We start from the raw sequence: 19,077 nt of genomic DNA, 5'->3' as shown, positions 1-19,077 counted from the left end.
TTTGACCGTCAGGCGAGATAGCGCGCCAGATAGCCTTCCATCGCGTAGAGCGCGCAGAGCGCGAGGCTCGACCACACCGCCGCGCTGAAATACAGGAACATCCAGGTCAGCTCGCCCTTCCAATGCGCGATGTCGTGGGTCACCACCCAGCGCGTCGCAACGTCGTGCAGACCTTCGAGCAGGCCCAAGAACCTGCCGCCCTCGGCGTGCCCTGCCCGCCAACGGCTGAGATACATCGGCACGTCGACGGTGACGAGGAAGGCGAGGAAGCAGGCGATGCCGACGATGCCCGCGATCAACGCCCAGCGCACCACGCCCTGGAATTCCGGCATCAGGCGGCACAGCGCGATGCCGGCGAGGAAGAAGGTCACCGCCCATAGCGAATTCTCGATCGCGTTGTAGAGATAATTGGTGGTGACCACCGCGTACCAGGAGAAGCACTCGGCGATGATGATCACCGGAACAATCACCCACGCGATGTTCACCGCCGTCTCGGCGCCGGTCATGGTGCCCAGCTGATGCAGGATGATCGCCCATTGCGCGGCGAAGCAGACCTCGGCCACGGTCGCAACCGAACGTCCGACGAAGACGCTGGAGAGCCAGGTGTCGAACAGGCAGATGCGCTGCACGTCGGCGCGCGGCAGCACCGAACGGAACGCGCAGCCGAACACATAGCCGGCGCACAGCAGGAACATCAGCCCGATATCCGAGCCGCCACTGATGCTGCCTGCGACCGTCGGGTAGAACTCACGGTACAGCATGAACCAGACGAGGATGTTGGCACTGCTCACAAGCGTGAGGGATCCCCACCACCACACGAGGGGATTTGACCGCGCCTGCCACTGCAACATGAACCGCTCCGCAAAATTTATCGATCTGACATGTCGTCGTAATAATCCTGTCACAGAACGGCATGCAACCACGACAAAAATCTGTGTGTGCCCTGTCGTTCCAGCGGTGCCCGCAACGGGAAAACGGGCGGCCAGGGAGCGTCCACATACCGGACAATTTTGCCGCAGATAGCGAATTTATTGGACATTCGAAATCTGTCGGTCTGATATTCCGGGGATGGCTCCGACCGGCTCCTCCAAACCGCAGCATCCGCTCTCCTCCGCCGCAGCCGTGCTGGCGGAGAGCGCCGACGACGCCGCTTTCGCCACCACGCTGGCCAAGGGGCTGGTCGTGCTCGAGGCGTTCAAGGCCGGGAGCACGCTGCTGGGCAACATGGAGCTGTCGACGCTGACGGGCATTCCGCGCCCGACCGTGGCGAGGCTGACCCATACGCTGGCCCAGCTTGGCTATCTCCGCTACGACGCCGAGCGGTCGAAGTACCGCGTCGGTGCACGGGCGCTGCGCATGGCGCATCCTCTGCTCGCCGGGATGCAAGTCCGCCAACTGGCGCGGCCGATGATGCAGGAGCTGGCGCACAGCGTCCGCGGGACGGTCTCCATCGGCCTGCTCGATGCGACCTCGATGATCTATGTCGAGACCGCTCGCTCCGGCGATGTCGGCCCGCACGTGCCCGATATCGGCATGCCCATTCCCGTCGTGATGACCGCCATGGGCCGCGCTGCGGCGGCGGCCCTGCCGTCGGCCGATGCAGACCGGCTGGAACGGAATCTCGCGGCCGAAGATGCCGGCCTGTGGTCGGCCGTCCGCGACAAATACCGCGCCGGGATCGCGCAATGCAAAAGCCGCGGCTTCTGCACCTGCTGGGGCGAGTACATGGCCTCGATCCACGCCGTCGCCGCGCCGCTGTTTCATGTGAGCGAATCGAAGCAGTCGTTCTCGATCAATTGCGGCATCCCTGCCTTCCGGCTCCAGCCCGGGCAGCTCGAGGGCGAAATCGGTCCGCGCATCGCGGCGCTCGCCGACAGCGTCCGGGCCGTGGTCGGAGCGGCGATGCCCACGGCCGAGACGCGCAAGCAAAACAAGAAGAGCGCCAGGACATGAACAAAAGAGCTGGCGCCCCATCTCCGGGAGGCCATCATGACCATCACACGCCGAGCATTGCTGGGCGCCGTCGCCGTCGGCGTCTCGGCCTCGTCATTTTCCGCCTACGCTGAGGACGTCTGGCCGTCGCGGATGGTGCGGCTGATCTCGCCTTACGGTCCGGGCGGCTCCAACGACATCTCGCTGCGCTTGCTGGCCGAGGAGTTCAGCCGCAGCCTGCGCCAGCAATTCATCGTCGAGAACAAGCCCGGCGCCGGCACACGCATCGCCAACGACATGGTCGCCCATGCGCCTGGCGACGGCTATACGATCCTCTACGTCGCGGCGCCCTACGCCACCGCCGAGGCGCTATTCGGCAAGCTGACCTATGAGCGCGGGGATCTGCAGCCGATCGCGATGGCCGTGATCGCACCGCTGTTCCTCATCATCAGTGCCGATGCGCCGTTCAAGACGCTTCCCGACTTGATCGCCTACGGCAAGTCGAAGCCGGACGGACTGACCTTCGCCTCTCCCGGCGCCGGCTCGCAGCCGCATCTTGCCGGAGAGCTCCTGTTTCGCGATGCCGGCGTCAAGGGTCTCAACATCCCGTTCCGCGGCGATGCCGCCTCCTACACCGAGCTGCTCGCCGGACGCGTCGATGCCACGCTGACCGCGCTGCCGACCGCCCTGCCCTACATCCAGAGCGGCAAGTTCACTGTTCTCGGCGTCGCTTCGGCCGATCGCAGCGCGCTCTACCCGCAGGCGCCGACGCTGCGCGAGCAGGGCTTTCCCAACGTCGTCGCCGCCGGCTGGTACGGCTTCATGGTGCCGTCCACGACGCCGCGCGCCGTCGTCGACAAGCTCCAGGCCGAGGTTCTGCGCGCGCTCGCCGAGCCTGCGATCAAGGACAAGCTGACGGCCCAGGGCCTCGAGGTGCGTGCCGGCACCGCGGCCGAGTTCGGCCAGTTCATCGACGCCGAGACGCAGAAGTGGGCCAGATTGATCCGCGACGCCGGTCTCAAGGGCGAGTAGGAGCTGGCGCTGCTTCTCGCACTGGACTGAGGTGGCGAGAGCCCGTTTGGCCGGCGCCTAGCGCCCTTCGGCGTAACGGCCACCGCCGCGGATGAGACCGTCGCGTTCCTCGGCGTGGCGCTGGTATTCGGAGATCGCGCGGTTGGCCATGCGGATTCGATTCGTGTGTCCCTTCTCGACCATCACGGTGATCCGCTGCGCCAGGAACACGCAGGCCTCGAATTCGTCGCGAATGGCGCCCGTCCGCACCAGAAAGTCCCAGGCGATCTCGTAGGCCTGCTCCGCCGCGGGATTGCGATAGTCGCTGAAGATGATGTGCGTCATCACTGCCAAACCCTGATGGCAGCGATCGTTCCTATGGCTCGCGCATGCGAGGGAACCGGCAGCGCCGCGCGTGAATGCGGCCCCGGCGAATTGCCGCCGGAGCCGGATCGCATGTGCAAGCCGCTGAAGGCTGAATCCAGAGCGCGTTCAACTGGTCATCCGTCGTTCGGGATGATGCGATACATCGATGCCCGAACAATCGCCTCGTATCACCGCTTCATCCCCGCCACATAAGCCGCCAGCTTGTCGAGCGTCTGGTAGCCGTATTCGACGGCGCCGAAGCCGATCATGCCGTCGCGCTGCTCGGCGCTCGAGGCCAGTTGCCGCATCATCAGCACGGTCTTGCCGTTGCTCTGCTCGGCAAACGTGACGGTGAAGCGGAACATGCCGGGATCGTCATCCTGGTCGAGGCCGTGATCCATCTCCATCAGCGACGGCCGCTCGATGCGGCGGAAGCGCATCCGGTTCGGATAGACCGTGCCGTCGGGCCCGATCATGTTGAAGCGCCAGACGCCGCCGACACGCACATCGATCTCGAAGGTCTCGACCTTGAATCCCTTCGGGCCGAACCATTGCGGCAGATGCTTCGGGTCGGACCATGCCTCGAACACCAGATCGCGCGGCGCATCGATCACGCGCGACATCACGATCTCGCGGTCGAGCGACCATTGCGACAGAGCGGGGTTGGCAGAACTCGTCATGATTAGGAACCTTTCCGTTTGGTTGTCTTGGACGGCCGCTTGGCGCCCGCCCTTTCTTTCTCTTTCTTGAGCTTCATCACATAGGCCTCGAACCGGTCGAGCCGCGCCTCCCAGACCGCGCGCTGCTGCTGGAACCAATCCTCGGCGCCGACAAGCGCGTCCGCGCTGAGACGGCAGGTGCGCACGCGCCCCGATTTCTCGGACTGAACGAGCCCGCTCGTTTCCAGCACATGGATGTGCTTCATGAAGCTCGGCAGCGCCATGTCGAAGGGACCGGCGAGCTCGCCGACCGACGCCTCGCCCGCGCACAGCCGCATCACGATGGCCCGCCGCGTCGGGTCGGCGAGCGCTGCGAAGATCTGGTCGAGATGGGGCGATTGGTTAGCCATGAAGCTAACTATACACCCGGGATCGCGGACGTCAACAATTGTTAGCCTGATGGCTCAGTTTCGTCGATCGATGGGAACCCACAACGCGCAATTGTGAATTGGGACCTCGCCCCCTCCTCGCTAAACCATATCCGGGGGCGCATCAGCATGATCGATCAGAGCACGTGCCGCCTGTTGTCATCTCATCCCCGATCACCCGGCGAAACTTCGCCCGCGCCGCATTCATTCCGGTTGCGATGGCGCTTTGCCCGCCCCGCGCCTCCGCGGATTCCGACATGATCGCGCAGATGCGCGACATCGTCGCCGGCGCGCTGGCGCCGACCGCGATACCGGACCATGCGGGCGGCCTCGCCGCCGCGCTCTATGCCGGCCGCCATGTCGAGTTCTTCAGCTACGGGTTCGCCGACGATGCCGCCAGGCGGCCGGTGACGCCCGATACGCTGTTCAACCTCGCCTCATTGCGAAAGCCGTTCGAGGCCACGCTCGTGGCGCTCGGCGTGCTGCGCGGCGAGCTGCGGCTCGACGATCATCTGCCGAAATATCTGCCCGAGCTGACCGGCAGCTACATCCGCAACGTCACTGTTGGCGAGTTGGCGACGCACAGGTCGGGGCTGCTGCTCCCGACCGATCATCCGCCATGGCCGAACGAAGAGTTTACGCGCGAGCAGTTCATCGCGACGCTGAACGCCTTCGAGCCGGCGCCCGGCGTCGCACCCGGCCGGCAACGCGTCTACACCCATGCCGGCTACGTGCTGCTTCAGCTCGTGCTCGAGCGCCGCTACGGCATGCCGATCCAAGCGCTGATCGAGCACCGCATTCTCCGCCCCCTCGTCATGCACTCAACTTTCGTCCCCGAGCGCGGCCCGGACAATCGCGCCATCTTGGACGAGGCGGCGATACAGCGCGTGGTCCAGGGCTATTCCGACCAGGGCACGGCAATCGGCCCGATCGGCAACCAGCAGAGCTATTTCGACTTTCCCGGCACCGGGCAGATGTTCTCCTCGGCGCGCGACCTCGCGACGTTCGTCGCCGCCTGCGTCGACGGCCGCGCGATCGATCCGCATTTGCGCGAAGCCCTGCGGCTGACGCAGCGCGAGGCCTTCCATGTCGATGAAAAATTCGGCCAAGGCATGGCCTGGGAGACCGTGCGCCTCCCAGGTGTCACCATCGTCGACAAGCCCGGCGGGCTCAACAACGCCTCCGGCTATATCGGCCTGGTGCCGGCGCGGCGGATCGGCATCGTCCTGCTGGCCAATCGCGGCGAATATCCGCACGAGATCGCCCGCTACAAGATCCTGCCGGAACTGGCGAGGCTCATAGCCTCACATTGAGACGGCCGCCTCAGACCGAGCGCATCAGCCCGCCATCGACGCGGATGTTCTGGCCGGTGATGTAGGCGGCGCCGTCGGAGGCCAGGAACGAGATCGTCGCCGCGATCTCCTCGACCTTGCCGTAGCGCTTCATCGGCACGCTGTCGCGTCGCGCGTCCTGCTGCGGCAGGCTGTCGATCCAGCCCGGCAGCACGTTGTTCATGCGGACATTGTCGGCCGCGTAAGTGTCGGTGAAGATCTTGGTGAAGGCGGCGAGCCCTGCGCGGAACACCGCCGAGGTCGGGAACATCGCGCTGGGCTCGAACGCCCAGGCGGTCGAGATGTTGATGATGGCGCCGCCCTTCTGCGCCTGCATCAGCGGCGTGACCAGCCGGGTCGGACGGATCACGTTCAGGAGATAAGTGTCGAGGCCGGTGTGCCACTGCTCGTCGGTGATCTCGGTGATGGGGGCACGCGGCCCATGCCCGGCGCTGTTGACGAGCACGTCGATCCGCCCCCACTTCGCCATCGCGGCCTCGACGAGGCGCTTCAGGTCGTCGTTCGACTGGTTCGAGCCGGTGACGCCGATCCCGCCGAGCTCGGCCGCCAGCGCCTCGCCCTTGCCCGAGGACGACAGGATCGCAACGCGAAACCCGTCCGCCGCCAGCCGCCGCGCAGCCCCCGCCCCCATGCCGCTGCCGCCGGCGGTAACGAGCGCAACCTTCTCCGCTGCCATGACCGATGATCCCTTCAGTTGAGGCGAGCCGCAGGCTCGGCCTATCATGAGGCCTTCTACAGCCAGACCTGTCGGCAGGTCCATGGCCCAAGGCATCCATCACGAGCGGCTTGAAATGAGTGATCTGCAGATCCGCAATTTGCGCCCCGACCTCGCAATCGACTGGGCCGCGGCGGAGGGCTGGAATCCAGGGCTGGCGGATGCCGCCTGCTTTGCGATCCCCGATCGCCAAGGCTTCTTCGTCGGCGAGATCGACGGCGAGCCGGTCGCGACCGTCTCCTGCGTCAATTACGATGACCGCTTCGCCTTCCTGGGCTTCTATATCGTGCGCGAGCGCTTTCGCGGCGCCGGCCATGGCCTGCGCATCTGGAACGCAGCGATCGCGCATGCGGGCGCGCGCGTGATCGGCCTCGACGGCGTGGTGGCGCAGCAGGAGAATTACAAGAAGTCGGGATTCCAGCTCGCCTACGCCAACATCCGCTATGGCGGCACTGTTGCGGGATCCGCGAAGCCGCCGGCCGACGTCGTTGCGCTCGACAAGGTCCCGTTTGCGCTGGTGGACGCCGATGACGCGACCGTCTTCCCCGCCGCGCGCAGCGCCTTCCTGCGCGCCTGGATCAACACACGAGGTCACGTCGGCCGCGCGTTGCTGCGCGAGGGCAGGCTCGCCGCATGGGGCGTGATCCGTCCGTGCCGGACGGGCTACAAGCGGCCCGCTCGTCGCCGACGACCGCACAGCCGCGGATCAAGTCGTGCAGGCCCTGCTCGGAAGCGCGGGCGCGGGCGAGGTCTTCCTCGACGTCCCCGCCATCAATTCCGCCGCAATCGCGCTCGCCGAGGAGCTCGGCCTGAAGCCGGTGTTCGAGACGGCGCGGATGTACACCGGGCCGATCCCGCCGCTGCGGCTCGACCGCGTCTTCGGCGTGACCAGCTTCGAGCTGGGTTAACTCAATAGCAGCGCATGATGTTGACGGTGTGCTCGCTGCCGCCGCGGCCGGGCACCGTCACCTGCTCCGTCGGGCAGCTCGGCACATAGGGCCGATCGGACGGCACGACGTTCGGCGGATAACGATGCGTCCAATCCCAGGGCACATCATAGGTGTAGGTGTAGCGAACATCGGCGGAGAGCGACTGGTTCATATCGGCGAAGGGCTGGCTGTAGCCGGCGCCGTCGTAGAAGTATCCGCCGCCGCCCGGCCAGTAGACCCAGGGCGCGCTGCGGCGGTGGAACCGGGCGCCCGGCCCCACGTGCGGACGGGCCGCGTGCGGCGGGGCGGCTGCTGCTGCGACGCCTGGCGCCGCGGCGCCAGCGGGTCTGGAAAAACTGTCAGCGGAGCTCAGCAGCAGCATAGCGGCGCTGAGCGAGGCGACCAACGCCCCATGTGATCTGGCAATCATGATACGCACCACACTGGTTTGGCTTTGCGAAAGCAGCTCCCCGCGGGGAGGCTAGGCCGGGCCGTCGCCCACCCGCAAACGTATAATTAATTATTGGTTAAGGCACGCGATTAGCCGGGAACCGGGTGCGGCAGAACGCCCGGAATTCGCGTCTGATTTCAGCGACTTCGTCCCGTCAGCGGCCCTGCTGCTTGCGCAGCCAGTCGAGCATGTCCTGCGGGCTTGCGCTGCCCTGTGTCACGATCGCGGTATTGCCGCCGCTGCGGCGATAGACCGTCGTGCGCCCGGGCTGCTTCTCGATCTTGACCTCGGCCTGCGCCGGATCACCGCTCTGCGTGATGACCGAGGTGCCGTTCTCGTCCTGGACCACGGTGGTATGACCGTCGCCGGCCCCGGCCGGCGCCATTGCAACCACGCTCATGAATCCCAGTCCGGATGCGAGCAGAAGCAGCTTCATGTCACACCTCGGCCGAACTGGAAGATCGCCAGCCAGTTGAAACGCCCGAACTGCCTCACCGCTCCCGTGTTCATGTCTCCGATCTGGAGCAGGAGCGCGTTGGTCGAATTGCCGATCTGGGTGATGTCGGCGGTGTTGGTCACCCCGGATTGACCGATCGCCGCATTGGTGGTGCCGCCGACCTGGATCACATTGGCATAGTTGCGCGTGCCGTTCTGGATGATGGTCGCGTCCACCGTGCCGGTCCCGCCGATCTGGATCACCCGCGCGATGTTGATGCGGCTGTTCTCCTCGATCGTGACAGGCTGAACATTGTCGCCGAACTGCACGACCGTTTCGATGCTGACGTTCCGGTTGGTCACGCTGCGCTGGACGGTCCCGGCGCACGCCTGCGTCGCCGCACCGATGGCGGCGAGCATTGCCGCCAGGGCCAAAACCCGCCTCAGCACCTGACTGCCGCCTCGCATCGCGCTTCCCCGTTCGTTGTCGACACTGACGAGATCGCTCGCGCGTCAGGGGCCGGTCTGGACGATGGTCGAGGCGTTGACGGTGCCGAACTGCGCCACCGTGCCCGCATTCATCGTGCCGAGCTGGGATATCAGGCTGGTCGCCGACTGGCCGGCCTGGCCGACATAGGCGAAGTTGTTGCCCCCGGTCTGCCCGATCGATGCGGAACTCGTTCCGCCGAACTGCAGGACGCCCGTGGCGTTGTTGCTGCCGTTCTGCGTCACGGTCGCGCTGGTCGTGCCTCCGATCATGAACACGCCCGCCATGTTGAGCTGGCTGTTCTGGTTCAGCACGACGGGCGGTCCGCCGACCGAGACGATGGTCTTGATGTCGGCGGTCTGTGCTGTCGCCGAAAGGGCGCTGGCCAGGTACAGAGCGAGCGTTGCGGCACATGCGCCGCCCAGATGACGTTTCATGACATGCCTCACCACTTCGATCTGCTCACGGCGCCTGCTGGAGAACAGTCGATCCGTTCAGGATCCCGAGCTGTCCGACCCCGGCGGTGTTGTTCGCGCCGATCTGGCCTATCAGGCTCGAATTGGCGCCGCCGACCTGGCCGGTCAGTGCGGTATTGGTTGCGGTCGCAGTGGTGCCGCCCTGCCCGATCACCGCGGTGTTGACCGTGAGCAGCGAGCCCGTCTGCAAGGTGGTCGCGGTATTGGTGGCGCCGAACTGCAGCGTCGTGGCGCTGTTGCTGGTGCCGCCGCTCTGCGAAATGAACGAAGTGTTGGTCGTGCCGAATTGCAGCACGCTGGCCGAGTTGCCGGCCCGGGCATCGGCTGCCGTCAGTGCAGCGAATGCCGCAACCGTTGCAATGAAATAGGTGATCCGCATGTCATGTCCTCCGCGAGAATGAGCGAGCGTCGCAATTGATCGCCCTGCCCGGTTGCGGTGCCGGAATGGCCCGGACGCACCGACCTGGATGCGTCCGGCCCAAACGAACCGTGGCTTCAGTGCGCCGTCTGCGAGACGGTGCTGCCGTTGATGCCGAATGCACTGATCTGGCCGACGGCGGCGGCGTTGTTCTGAAGCGCGGCGGGCCCGAACGAGTTCTGGGTGATCGAGCTGCCGTTGTTGCCGAACGCCACCTGGCCGGTGGCCGCCGAGTTCTGCACGCCGACCTGGTTCACCGTGCTGCCGTTGTTGAGCGAGGCCGCGCTGGTGCCCTGCATCGTCGTCGCACTGTTGATGATGCCGAGCTGGCTGGTCGAGGACGTGTCGTTGGTGAGGCCCTGCTGCGAAACGCTCGAAGTATTCACGACGCCGACCTGCACCGTGGTGGAGGTGTTGGCGGCCTGAGCCGCGGAGGACAGAGCGAGCACGGCAACGGATGCAAAAAACAATTTACGCATGGAGTATCCCTTTCTGGCCAAGTTGTCTGACTGGTTTCGGATGCCTTCCCGGAAAAGAGGCCGACATCGTAGGGATAACTCTGAACCGATCGTGGCCTGCGCGACAGACTGCAGTTCATGCTAGTCGCTCCGGACTAGACGCTGCGTGTCGTCTCCGCTTCGCGCCCCATGCTGTCGACCAGCCGCACCACTTCGATCGGCGTACGCAGCTCCAGCTTTCGCATCATCCTGGTGCGATGGACCTTCGCCGTCACTTCGCTCACGCCAAGTCTTGCTGCGATCTGCTTGGCGACGAGCCCTTCGGCCATCAGCAGCATGATCTCGCGCTCTCTCGCCGTCAGCATCTCGACACGCTGGCGGGCTTCACGCACGCTGTCTTCGCGTTGCAGCCGCCTGCGGTCGCGCTCGATGCCGTGCCTGATGGCATCGAGGATCTCCTGCTCGCGAAAGGGCTTGGGCAGAAACTCCACCGCGCCGCGCTTCATCGCCTCGACCGAGACGCGGACGTCGGAGTAGCCGCTGATGAAGACGATCGGAATTGACACGCCCATCTCGGCCAGCCGGCGCTGCAGCTCGAGCCCGGTCGGCGACGTGCCGGGAAACCGCACGTCGAGCACGAGGCATGACGGCCCGGGCGAAACGGTCTCGGCGAGAAACTCTTCGGTCGAGGCGAACAGCTTGACCTGATGCCCGGTCTCCTCGCAGAGACTTCCGATCGCGGCTCGAATCTGGGCTTCGTCGTCAACGACGTAAACTGTGGCTTGATCTGAACTCATGGGGCTCCCCGGCTTGGGGCTCGATGAAAAGGCAACGAGCTATCCATTCTTCTTGCAAGCGAGATCAAGGTGCTTGGATGATTCGCGCAGATCGAGCGAAGCGCGTCGGTCCGCCGGTTCGAAGTCATAGGGCCAACACGCGCCGGAGACGAGTGAAGGCGTTCACATATCGGGCTTCGTGATGGGAGGGCTTCGATCTTGTCGCCGGCGGCATCGCGGCGGGACGATTTGGAGAATGCGGCAATGCTGCGTCGTCGGATCGCCGGCTGCGTCATGGCATCGCCACCCACGTGCCGACTCGCACGCCTGCTGCTGGCCGCTCTGGCCGGATCAGACGGGACGTTCAGTCAGCTTATCGAGTTCGATACCGCGCGCCTCGTATCGATACGCTCGGTATGCATCCCGATCAAATCACGAAAAGTAGCACCCCACCTGCTTTACTACTGGATGACGAGCCGCACCCGACCGTCAGCCCGGCGAGGACGACATACTGTCATTCGATACGACTTTCCATACTTTACAACCATAGCGAGCGTGCCACTTTTTCCCGATTCCCCGAAGTCATTTCAATCGGCGAGTTTTGATATGCGATTTGTGCCAGCATTTGCCTTGCTCGGAGCTGCGTGCGGCCTCGCTGCGATCTACGCCGGGCCGGGCATGATCGCCGGCGCCGCCGGGAGCGCGGCAGACACGGCGGCTCGCGCCTATGACCAGACCAGGCGGCTGCTGATCCCCTCCACCCGCGAGGTTCCGGCCTACGGGTCGGACGCACCCATGTTCCGCTATGCCTCGATCCAGCGCGGCAGCGTCGAGCAGACCGTCACCGTCACCGGCGCCCTGCAGCCGGTCAAGACGATCGAGGTCGGCTCCCAACTGTCGGGGCAGCTCGCCCGTGTCTATGTCGACTTCAACGACCCCGTCGCCAAGGATCAGCCGCTCGCTCTGATCGATCCGCGCAGCTTTGCAGCCAAGGTCGACGAGGCCAGGGCGTCGCTGGCCATCGCCAATGCCCTGGTCGACATCGCCAGGGCCAAGCTCGATCGCGCCAGGATCGATCTGCAGAACGCGAGGGGCAGCCGCGACGTGCTCGCGGCCAAGCTCGAGAGCGCGCAGGCGGTGAAGTCCTCGGCTCAGAAGACGCTGCAGCGGAAGCTGGCGCTGCAATCGCAGAACGTGGTGGCGACCACGGCGGTCGACGACGCGCAGACCGAGTTCACCGCGCGCCTCGCCCAGGAACGTGAAGCCGAGATCCTGATGTCCCTCAACTCCTTTTCGGTGGAGGGCGCGCAAGCCGACGTCCGCCGCATCGAGGCGGAGCTGCAGCAGGCTCGCATGGCGGTGCCGGAGAAGGCCGCCGTTCTCGCCGCGGCCCAGGCCGATCTCGACCGCACCGTGATCCGTTCGCCGATCGACGGCGTCGTGGTCGGCCGGTTCGTCAACGAGGGGCAGACGCTCGCGGTCGGACTGGAAGCACGCACCACCTTCATGGTGGCGCACCGCCTGGAGGACATGGAGATTCACGCGCAGGTCGATGAAGCCGACATCGGCCGCATCGCGCCCGGGCAGCACGCGCATTTCACCGTCGACGCCTACCCGGACCGCCGCTTCGAGGCGGTGGTGCGCCAGGTGCGCAAGGCGCCGCAGACCCAGCAGCACGTCGTCACCTACACCGTGGTGCTGGCGACCGCCAATCTCGACGGCGCGCTGCTGCCGGGAATGACCGCCCTGGTGAAGATCGTCATCGAACGCCAGGACGACGTGCTGAAAGTGCCGCTCGCAGCGCTGCGGTTCCAGCCGGCCGGCACACGGCCGGACGCCGCGGCACGTAGCGGCGTGTGGGTGCGCACCGCCGGCGGCGCGCTGCAGCGCGTCGCGGTGACGGTCGGCGCCGCCGGCACCGAGCAGGTCGCGCTCCGGAGCGGCGACCTCGTCGAGGGCAGCGAGGTCGCCGTCGGCCAGGCCATCCGCCCGGCCGGCATGGAAATTCTCGGCATCAGGTTCGGATCATGACCGCCTCGCCCCTCATCAGCCTCCAGTCGGTCAGCAGGACCTATCGCACCGAGGGCGTCGCGGTGGCGGCGGTGCGCAATGTCAGCTTCGATATCGCGCAAGGCGAGATCGTCGCGGTGATGGGGCCGTCCGGCTCCGGCAAGTCGACGCTGATGAACATGATCGGATTGCTCGACCTGCCGAGCGAGGGCGCGGTCTATCTCCAAGGCGCCAACGTCGCCGATCTCACGGAAGATCGCCGGTCGTCCCTGCGCGCCCGCAGCATCGGCTTCGTGTTCCAATCCTACAATCTGCTCGCGCGCCACGATGCCATCGAGAACGTCGCACTGCCGCTGGTCTATTGCGGCATCGCGCGCAAGGAACGGCTGGCGCGCGCGGAAGCGAGCCTTCAGGCCGTCGGCATGCTGCACCGGGCCCATCACTTCCCGCGGCAGCTCTCCGGCGGCGAGCAGCAGCGCGTCGCGATCGCGCGCGCACTGATCGCCTCCCCGCTGATCGTGCTCGCCGACGAGCCGACTGGCGCGCTCGACAGCCGCACCGGTGCCGAGATTCTCTCCCTGTTCGCCGCGCTCAACCGGACCGGCCAGACCATCGTCATGATCACCCACGATCCCGGCATCGCGACGCAGTGCCGGCGCACGATCCACCTGCATGACGGTGAGCTCGTCAGCGACGAAACCGTGGCGGAGCTGCTGCCGAGACGGAGCGCTGTGTCATGACGATGCTCCAGGGCTTTCAGATCGCGTTGCACGCCCTTCGCCTCAATCCGCTGCGCAGCTTCCTCACCATGCTCGGCATCGTGATCGGGGTCGCCTCGATCGTGACGGTGTTCGCGATCGGCGCCGGCGCGCAGCTGCGTCTGCAGGAGCAGATCCGTTCGATCGGCGCCAACGTGCTGATGATCACCCCCGGCGCGGTCTATCAGGGCGGCGTGCGTCTCAAGGACGGCAGCAAGCTGACGATGACCGAGAGCGACGTGCAGGCCATTCTCGAGCAGATCCCGGAAATCCAGGCCGCGGCCGGCTCCATCGCCGGGACGGCGCAGGTCATCCACGAGGGCAAGAACTGGAACACTACGATCAACGGCACGACCACCGGCCACTTCATGGTGCGCGACTGGCAGCTCGCGGCCGGGCGCTATTTCTCCGCCACCGAGGAAGCCGGCGCCGGCAAGGTCGTGATCCTCGGAAGCACGGTCGCGCGCGAGCTGTTCGCACCCGGCGACGATCCCATCGGCGCGCAGATCAGGATCATGAAGGTCCCGCTCGAGGTGGTCGGCGTGCTCGACCGCAAGGGACCCGCTCAGGACGACGTCGCCTTCGTGCCGCTCACCACGGCCAAGCTGCGCTTCCTCGGCAGCGCCAGCAACATCAACCGCGACTCGGTCGCCTACATCATCGCCAAGGTGGCCGCAGACGGTCAGATGGCGGGCGCGCGAGCGGAGATCGAGAACCTGCTGCGGCAGCGCCACCGCATCCCCGCCGGCCAGGACGACGACTTCAAGGTCCAGGATCCCGCCGCCGCCATGGAGGCGCAGCAGGGCGCGATCCGCACCGTCGCGTTGCTGCTCGTCGCCATCGCCTCGGTCTCGCTGCTCGTCGGCGGCATCAGCATCATGAACGTCATGATCGTGTCGGTCACCGAGCGCACCCGGGAGATCGGCATCCGCCGGGCGCTCGGCGGGCGGATGCGCGACATCCGTCTGCAGTTTCTCTGCGAAGCGCTCGTCCTCTGCCTGCTCGGCGGTGCCATCGGCGTCGCCGGCGGCATCACGCTCTCGATGACGGTCGCCCGCATGGCCGGGTGGGTTACCTCGATCGACGGCCAGGCGATCGGCCTGTCTCTCGTCTTCTCGATCGCGACCGGCCTCGTCTTTGGTTTTTATCCAGCTCACAAGGCGTCCAAGCTGAGTCCGATCGAGGCGCTCAAGACGGAGTGAGAGATGCCGGGATGTTCGCAAAGGCCAGGGAGGCAGCCATGAGCTCGGATCCGAAAGATTTGATCGCACCGACACCGCGCGAACGGGAGCTGATGACGCTGATCGCGCGGGGGATGCAGAACAAGAACATCGCCTACGAGCTCAACATCTCGGAGAACACGGTGCGGGCGCACATCGGCAACATCATGCGCAAGTACCGGCTTCAGAACAGAACGCAGATCGCGATCGCCTTTGCCCTGCACACCGCGCCGTCGTCGCTCCGCCGCGATCTCGCCAAGACAGGGCTCTTTCCGGCCGCGACGAAGCCGGCGCAGGCCCTTGCACCCAATCCACGGGCGCAGACCGCGCCGGATTGAATGGTTGCGGCCACAATCCCTTGCGCTGCCCGACGGGCAAAACACCCGATTTATGGGTCAATGGGCTCGGTCGAAAATATTCCGCTTTACCGAAATTCGGAAGTGACGTATGTGTCGGCTCAACCCGGCCCAAGGAAGAGGGGCGGATCGCGATCGTCACGAACGCGGGCCGGGGGGCGGTGGACGCGAGCCACATCGGCGCGAAAAGCTTCGCAGGGCGGAGAGCCGTGAGCGAAGACCGCGTGCCAACGACGGGTGCGGTTCGCGTACGGCAAAATCGTGTGGTCCTGACGCCCGGGGTCTGTGCGTCAAGTCTTGTGGTGATGTGAGCGGCCCAACCGGGCCCACGCATCAGCCATCCGCAAGGTGACGGGGGCAATAGTGCATCGCTCCCCGGGGAGAGCGCGACATAAGCCGTAAAACCACTGCGCAGGGAAGGCCGGATGTTTGGCTTCACCTGTATGCCGCTGTGCAAATTCTTGTTGCCACCTTTCGCACAGTGGACCGTGGGTGCCCGGCCGGCACCCGGTCTTCCCTGCGCCCTCTTTCAATCGAGGGTGAGACGACGAGCAAAGCTCGGGCGAAATGCGCCGCGAGGATGCGAAGCTGTGTCTGCGACGACACACTCGCTGTCATCGCCCGGTTTAACCGGGCGGTCCAGTACTCCGAGACAGTTATGGCTCAATCGATAGGCCGCGTCGTACTGGATTCCCCGCCTTCGCGGGGAATGACAGTAGCATTTGGAAAGCGATTTTCCTGCCACCCCGTCATTGCGAGCGCAGCGAAGCAATCCAGAGTCTCTCCGCGGATGCATCCTGGATTGCTTCGCTGCGCTCGCAATGACGGTGTTGAGGCAGGTGTGCGCCAAAACTCCCGCTCGTGTGCCCCGGACCAGAGCAGCGCCTCCCCGGCGATGCGAAGCATCGTCCGGTGCGGCGGTGCGCTGCAGAGCCGGGGCCCATGCAGCAGCGAGCGACGTCGCCTGCTGGGTCCCGGCTCTGCGCCGCATCGCTTGCGCGCTGCGTCGCGTCCGGGACACGAGCGTACCACTCCCCTCCCAGCCCTCCTGCATGGCGGCCACGGCCCTTGTAACAAAACCGTCATGCAGCGAAACTAAACGAAGCTGCGAGCCGCCAGCGCGGCCATGCCGCCTCACTGCAGGAGAGACCTTGATGCGCCGTTCACTGGTGTTGCTGTCCGCCGGACTGGCCGTGCTGTCCACCGGACTTGCCTCCGCCCAGAACAACACGCCCCGCAACCTGATCCTGTTCATTCCGGACGGTCTGCGCGCGCTGAAGGTCACCCCGGAGACGACGCCCGCGATGGCCGAGGTTCGCGACAAGGGCGTCAACTTCAAGAACCCGCATTCGCTCTTTCCCACCTTCACCATGGCCAACGGCTCGGCGATGTCGACCGGCCATTATCTCGGCGACACCGGCGTGTTCTCCAACACGATCTGGACCAACTACACCTCAGTACCCGCCGGCGACACCGTGGTTCCCTTCATCGAGAACGACGCCGTGCTCGGCGATATCGACGAGCATTTCAAGGGCGACTACCTCAACGAAGAGACCGTTCTGAAGATGGCCCGCGACAAGGGGCTGAGCACCGCGGCGATCGGCAAGGTCGGCCCGACCTACCAGTTCGACCACACCGATAAGCCTGAGAAGCCCGGCCTGCACTCGATCGTGTTCGACGATTCCACCGGCGGCAAGAACGGCGTGGCACTGTCGGACGAGGTGAAGGACGCTTTGACCAAGGCCGGCCTGCCCCTCGCCACGCCGCCGCGCGGCGACAATTCCAAGGCGGGCGACGCCAAGACGCCGGGCACCACTGTCGCCAACGTCGCGCAGCAGGCCTATTTTGCCGACGTCGCCACCAAGGTGGTGTTGCCGATGTTCAAGGCGCGCAACAAGCCCTTCGTGCTGGTGTTCTGGTCGCGCGACCCCGACGGCAGCCAGCACAACACCGGCGACAGCCTCAACCAGATCATGCCGGGCATCAACGGCCCGACCTCGATGGCCGGCATCAAGAACGCCGACGCCAACCTCGCCCAGCTCCGCAAGGGGCTCGACGAGCTCGGGCTCGCGGCCTCGACCAACATCATCGTCTCGGCCGACCACGGCTTCTCGACCATCTCCAAGGAGAGCAAGACCAGCCCGTCGGCCAAGGTCAGCTATGACGATACGCCCAAGGACTTCCTGCCGATGGGCTTCCTGGCGCTCGACCTTGCGAAAGTGCTCGACCTGCCCTTGTTCGATCCCAACGACAAGAACGTGAAGATCGAAGGCAACAAGCATCCCAAGGCCGGCAACGGCGTGCTCGGCAAGGATCCCACCAAGCCGGACCTCGTCGTCGCCACCAATGGCGGCTCGGACCTGATCTACCTGCCGAACAAGGACAAGAAGCTCGCCGCGAAGACCATCAAGGCGCTGCTCGAGCAAGACTACGTCTCCGGCCTGTTCGTCGAGGATTCGCTCGGCCGCTTCCCCGGGACGCTGCCGCTGTCGAGCATCAATCTGCGCGGCAAGTCGGCGACCCCGACGCCGTCGATCGTCGTCAACTTCCGCTCCTATGCCAGCGATTGCGGCGAGGCGCCGACCAATTGCTCGGTGCAGGTCGCCGACACCGTGCTGCGCCAGGGCCAGGGCATGCATGGCAGCTTCAGCCGCGGCGATACCATGAACTTCATGGCCGCCATCGGTCCGGACTTCAAAGCCGGCTATGTCGACGAGATTCCGGTCAGCAATGCCGATGTCGGCATGACGGCCGCGCAGCTCATGGGTCTGCGCAGCTCGCACAATGGCGGCCTGATCGGCCGCGTGATGTCCGAGGCCATGCCCAATGGCATCGTGCCGAAGGCCTATGCCGGCACGGTGAAGTCGAAGCCCGCCGAGGGCGGCCTCGTCACCGTGCTGAACTTCCAGCGCGTCGGCAGCCAGCGCTATTTCGATGCCGCTGGTTTCCCGGGTCGCACGCTGGGGCTCGAGGTGGACAAGCTTGGATTGGAGGACCGCAAACAAAAAACGGCGGGGAAATAACCCCGCCGTTCCCTCGCGTCCTCACGTGAGGCGCAAAATCTTACATCCCCAAAATCTTACATCCCAATGTCGAACACGTTCGGCAATTGGCCCGCCAGAGGCAGTGCAGTGGCGCCCAGGAAGGTCGCCACCATCGCCATCAGGCGACGGTTGTTCTGGCGCTTGCCGCGCATCTGGCCGGCAATCCACTCCAGCATCTCGCTATTGACCTTGGAGGCATAGGACGGCGCCCAGCTCTCGATCTCGGTGTCAGCCGACAGCGCGACGCTGCGCGGCGGCACCTTCAGGCCCGAGGCGCTGGCGGCATAATGGGCGACCGCCTTGGCAAGCAGGTCGTCGAACCGGCCGCCGTCGGTGCGTTCGGTCGCGGCCTCGTTGATCTCGAACAGAACTTCGGCCTCGGCGCGGCTGACCGGCTGGTCGTTGACGGCGGTCGCGGTGAGGATGCGCATGCACCAGGCGGTGTCATCGGCATCGAGCGAGCGGGAGAAATGCACCCTTCCCTTGGTGGTCGGGCCTTCGCCCGTGATCACGCCGTCACGCACGATGGAGAGGGCATGGGCTGCGGTATCGCGGCAGGACGGCACGAGGGACGACGACTCGGTAGGCTTAGGCGCAGCGGCAGACATAGTTCACTTCCAGACTTCTTCTGATCGACCAGCATTTTCATGCCGGCGTAAAGGGGTGGTTAACGATTCGATACGGGGATCGCGACTTTTCTAGATGGTTGCCAATTGGTCGCTATCAGGACCAATCTGGTTCTAGACGCGCCGGGCAAGCGTGATGAAAGTCATAAAAGGCATTATCGGGGCAATCG

The 19,077-nt window shown here is 65.5% G+C and carries 21 protein-coding genes and 1 pseudogene; 9 read left to right on the top strand and 13 right to left on the bottom strand.

What is annotated here, in order from left to right; all coding sequences use genetic code 11:
- Positions 1–8 precede the first annotated feature (8 nt).
- Positions 9–851 (bottom strand): hypothetical protein, encoded by an 843-nt coding sequence (locus ACNJYD_RS16155; protein WP_439366891.1) that lies wholly within the window; start codon positions 849–851, stop codon positions 9–11.
- Positions 852–1,068: 217 nt separating this feature from the next.
- On the opposite strand from ACNJYD_RS16155, the gene ACNJYD_RS16150 reads away from it, so the two are divergent.
- Positions 1,069–1,953: an IclR family transcriptional regulator gene (locus ACNJYD_RS16150; protein ID WP_439366890.1), complete on the top strand. Its 885-nt coding sequence runs from the start codon at positions 1,069–1,071 to the stop codon at positions 1,951–1,953.
- Between the two features lie 36 nt (positions 1,954–1,989).
- A complete protein-coding gene (locus tag ACNJYD_RS16145) occupies positions 1,990–2,964 on the top strand; it encodes a Bug family tripartite tricarboxylate transporter substrate binding protein (RefSeq protein ID WP_439366889.1) in 975 nt (324 codons plus the stop codon).
- Positions 2,965–3,021: 57 nt separating this feature from the next.
- Here the strand turns inward: ACNJYD_RS16145 and ACNJYD_RS16140 are convergent, their stop codons facing one another.
- The 3 genes from ACNJYD_RS16140 to ACNJYD_RS16130 all read right to left on the bottom strand — a co-directional run bounded on the left by ACNJYD_RS16140 (position 3,022) and on the right by ACNJYD_RS16130 (position 4,378).
- Positions 3,022–3,288 carry a hypothetical protein gene (locus tag ACNJYD_RS16140; protein ID WP_212254995.1) on the bottom strand — a complete coding sequence of 89 codons (267 nt, stop codon included), beginning with the start codon at positions 3,286–3,288 and terminating at the stop codon, positions 3,022–3,024.
- Between the two features lie 209 nt (positions 3,289–3,497).
- The gene (locus ACNJYD_RS16135) at positions 3,498–3,989 is read right to left on the bottom strand and encodes an SRPBCC family protein (protein WP_172783272.1); all 492 of its coding nucleotides are present in this window, start codon (positions 3,987–3,989) and stop codon (positions 3,498–3,500) included.
- A gap of 2 nt (positions 3,990–3,991) precedes the next feature.
- A complete protein-coding gene (locus ACNJYD_RS16130) occupies positions 3,992–4,378 on the bottom strand; it encodes an ArsR/SmtB family transcription factor (protein WP_212254994.1) in 387 nt (128 codons plus the stop codon).
- 275 nt (positions 4,379–4,653) lie between these two features.
- On the opposite strand from ACNJYD_RS16130, the gene ACNJYD_RS16125 reads away from it, so the two are divergent.
- On the top strand, positions 4,654–5,709 hold the full coding sequence (locus tag ACNJYD_RS16125; protein WP_439366888.1) for a serine hydrolase: 1,056 nt from the start codon (positions 4,654–4,656) through the stop codon (positions 5,707–5,709).
- 10 nt (positions 5,710–5,719) lie between these two features.
- Here ACNJYD_RS16125 and ACNJYD_RS16120 read toward each other — a convergent pair whose 3' ends face one another.
- Positions 5,720–6,424 (bottom strand): SDR family oxidoreductase, encoded by a 705-nt coding sequence (locus tag ACNJYD_RS16120; protein ID WP_172783269.1) that lies wholly within the window; start codon positions 6,422–6,424, stop codon positions 5,720–5,722.
- Between the two features lie 115 nt (positions 6,425–6,539).
- Between ACNJYD_RS16120 and ACNJYD_RS16115 the strand changes: the two are divergent.
- Positions 6,540–7,371: pseudogene (locus ACNJYD_RS16115) on the top strand (GNAT family N-acetyltransferase).
- A 1-nt stretch (position 7,372) separates the two neighbouring features.
- On the opposite strand, the gene ACNJYD_RS16110 reads toward ACNJYD_RS16115, so the two are convergent.
- The 7 genes from ACNJYD_RS16110 to ACNJYD_RS16080 form a co-directional block, all read right to left on the bottom strand.
- Complete coding sequence (locus tag ACNJYD_RS16110) at positions 7,373–7,822, bottom strand: hypothetical protein (protein ID WP_212254991.1); 450 nt, start codon at positions 7,820–7,822, stop codon at positions 7,373–7,375.
- A 175-nt stretch (positions 7,823–7,997) separates the two neighbouring features.
- Positions 7,998–8,279, bottom strand: a complete 282-nt coding sequence (locus tag ACNJYD_RS16105) for a hypothetical protein (RefSeq protein ID WP_439366887.1) — start codon at positions 8,277–8,279, stop codon at positions 7,998–8,000.
- Positions 8,276–8,746 (bottom strand): curlin, encoded by a 471-nt coding sequence (locus ACNJYD_RS16100; RefSeq protein ID WP_439366886.1) that lies wholly within the window; start codon positions 8,744–8,746, stop codon positions 8,276–8,278. The genes ACNJYD_RS16105 and ACNJYD_RS16100 overlap by 4 nt, the downstream gene beginning before the upstream one ends.
- Positions 8,747–8,791: 45 nt before the next feature.
- Positions 8,792–9,202 carry a curlin gene (locus ACNJYD_RS16095; protein WP_212254990.1) on the bottom strand — a complete coding sequence of 137 codons (411 nt, stop codon included), beginning with the start codon at positions 9,200–9,202 and terminating at the stop codon, positions 8,792–8,794.
- A 25-nt stretch (positions 9,203–9,227) separates the two neighbouring features.
- Positions 9,228–9,620 (bottom strand): curlin, encoded by a 393-nt coding sequence (locus ACNJYD_RS16090; protein ID WP_260379686.1) that lies wholly within the window; start codon positions 9,618–9,620, stop codon positions 9,228–9,230.
- Between the two features lie 116 nt (positions 9,621–9,736).
- Positions 9,737–10,138: a curlin subunit CsgB gene (locus ACNJYD_RS16085; RefSeq protein WP_439366885.1), complete on the bottom strand. Its 402-nt coding sequence runs from the start codon at positions 10,136–10,138 to the stop codon at positions 9,737–9,739.
- A gap of 134 nt (positions 10,139–10,272) precedes the next feature.
- Positions 10,273–10,914 (bottom strand): response regulator transcription factor, encoded by a 642-nt coding sequence (locus ACNJYD_RS16080; RefSeq protein WP_212254988.1) that lies wholly within the window; start codon positions 10,912–10,914, stop codon positions 10,273–10,275.
- Between the two features lie 585 nt (positions 10,915–11,499).
- On the opposite strand from ACNJYD_RS16080, the gene ACNJYD_RS16075 reads away from it, so the two are divergent.
- From ACNJYD_RS16075 to ACNJYD_RS16055, 5 genes are all read left to right on the top strand, one after another.
- Positions 11,500–12,924 carry an efflux RND transporter periplasmic adaptor subunit gene (locus ACNJYD_RS16075; protein ID WP_439366884.1) on the top strand — a complete coding sequence of 475 codons (1,425 nt, stop codon included), beginning with the start codon at positions 11,500–11,502 and terminating at the stop codon, positions 12,922–12,924.
- Positions 12,921–13,643 carry an ABC transporter ATP-binding protein gene (locus ACNJYD_RS16070; protein ID WP_439366883.1) on the top strand — a complete coding sequence of 241 codons (723 nt, stop codon included), beginning with the start codon at positions 12,921–12,923 and terminating at the stop codon, positions 13,641–13,643. Before ACNJYD_RS16075 ends, ACNJYD_RS16070 begins: the two co-directional genes overlap by 4 nt.
- On the top strand, positions 13,640–14,863 hold the full coding sequence (locus ACNJYD_RS16065; protein ID WP_271503029.1) for an ABC transporter permease: 1,224 nt from the start codon (positions 13,640–13,642) through the stop codon (positions 14,861–14,863). The genes ACNJYD_RS16070 and ACNJYD_RS16065 overlap by 4 nt, the downstream gene beginning before the upstream one ends.
- 38 nt (positions 14,864–14,901) lie before the next feature.
- Positions 14,902–15,219 (top strand): response regulator transcription factor, encoded by a 318-nt coding sequence (locus ACNJYD_RS16060; RefSeq protein ID WP_439366881.1) that lies wholly within the window; start codon positions 14,902–14,904, stop codon positions 15,217–15,219.
- A gap of 1,172 nt (positions 15,220–16,391) precedes the next feature.
- Positions 16,392–18,260, top strand: a complete 1,869-nt coding sequence (locus ACNJYD_RS16055) for an alkaline phosphatase family protein (protein ID WP_172783256.1) — start codon at positions 16,392–16,394, stop codon at positions 18,258–18,260.
- Positions 18,261–18,316: 56 nt separating this feature from the next.
- Here ACNJYD_RS16055 and ACNJYD_RS16050 read toward each other — a convergent pair whose 3' ends face one another.
- The gene (locus ACNJYD_RS16050) at positions 18,317–18,889 is read right to left on the bottom strand and encodes a hypothetical protein (protein WP_172783255.1); all 573 of its coding nucleotides are present in this window, start codon (positions 18,887–18,889) and stop codon (positions 18,317–18,319) included.
- Between the last annotated feature and the right edge of the window lie 188 nt (positions 18,890–19,077).

The sequence above is a fragment of the Bradyrhizobium sp. SPXBL-02 genome (genome assembly GCF_051853065.1).
GTDB lineage: Bacteria > Pseudomonadota > Alphaproteobacteria > Rhizobiales > Xanthobacteraceae > Bradyrhizobium.
The sequence above is the reverse complement of the archived record's forward strand: the minus strand, read 5'-3'. Positions and strand labels throughout refer to the sequence as shown.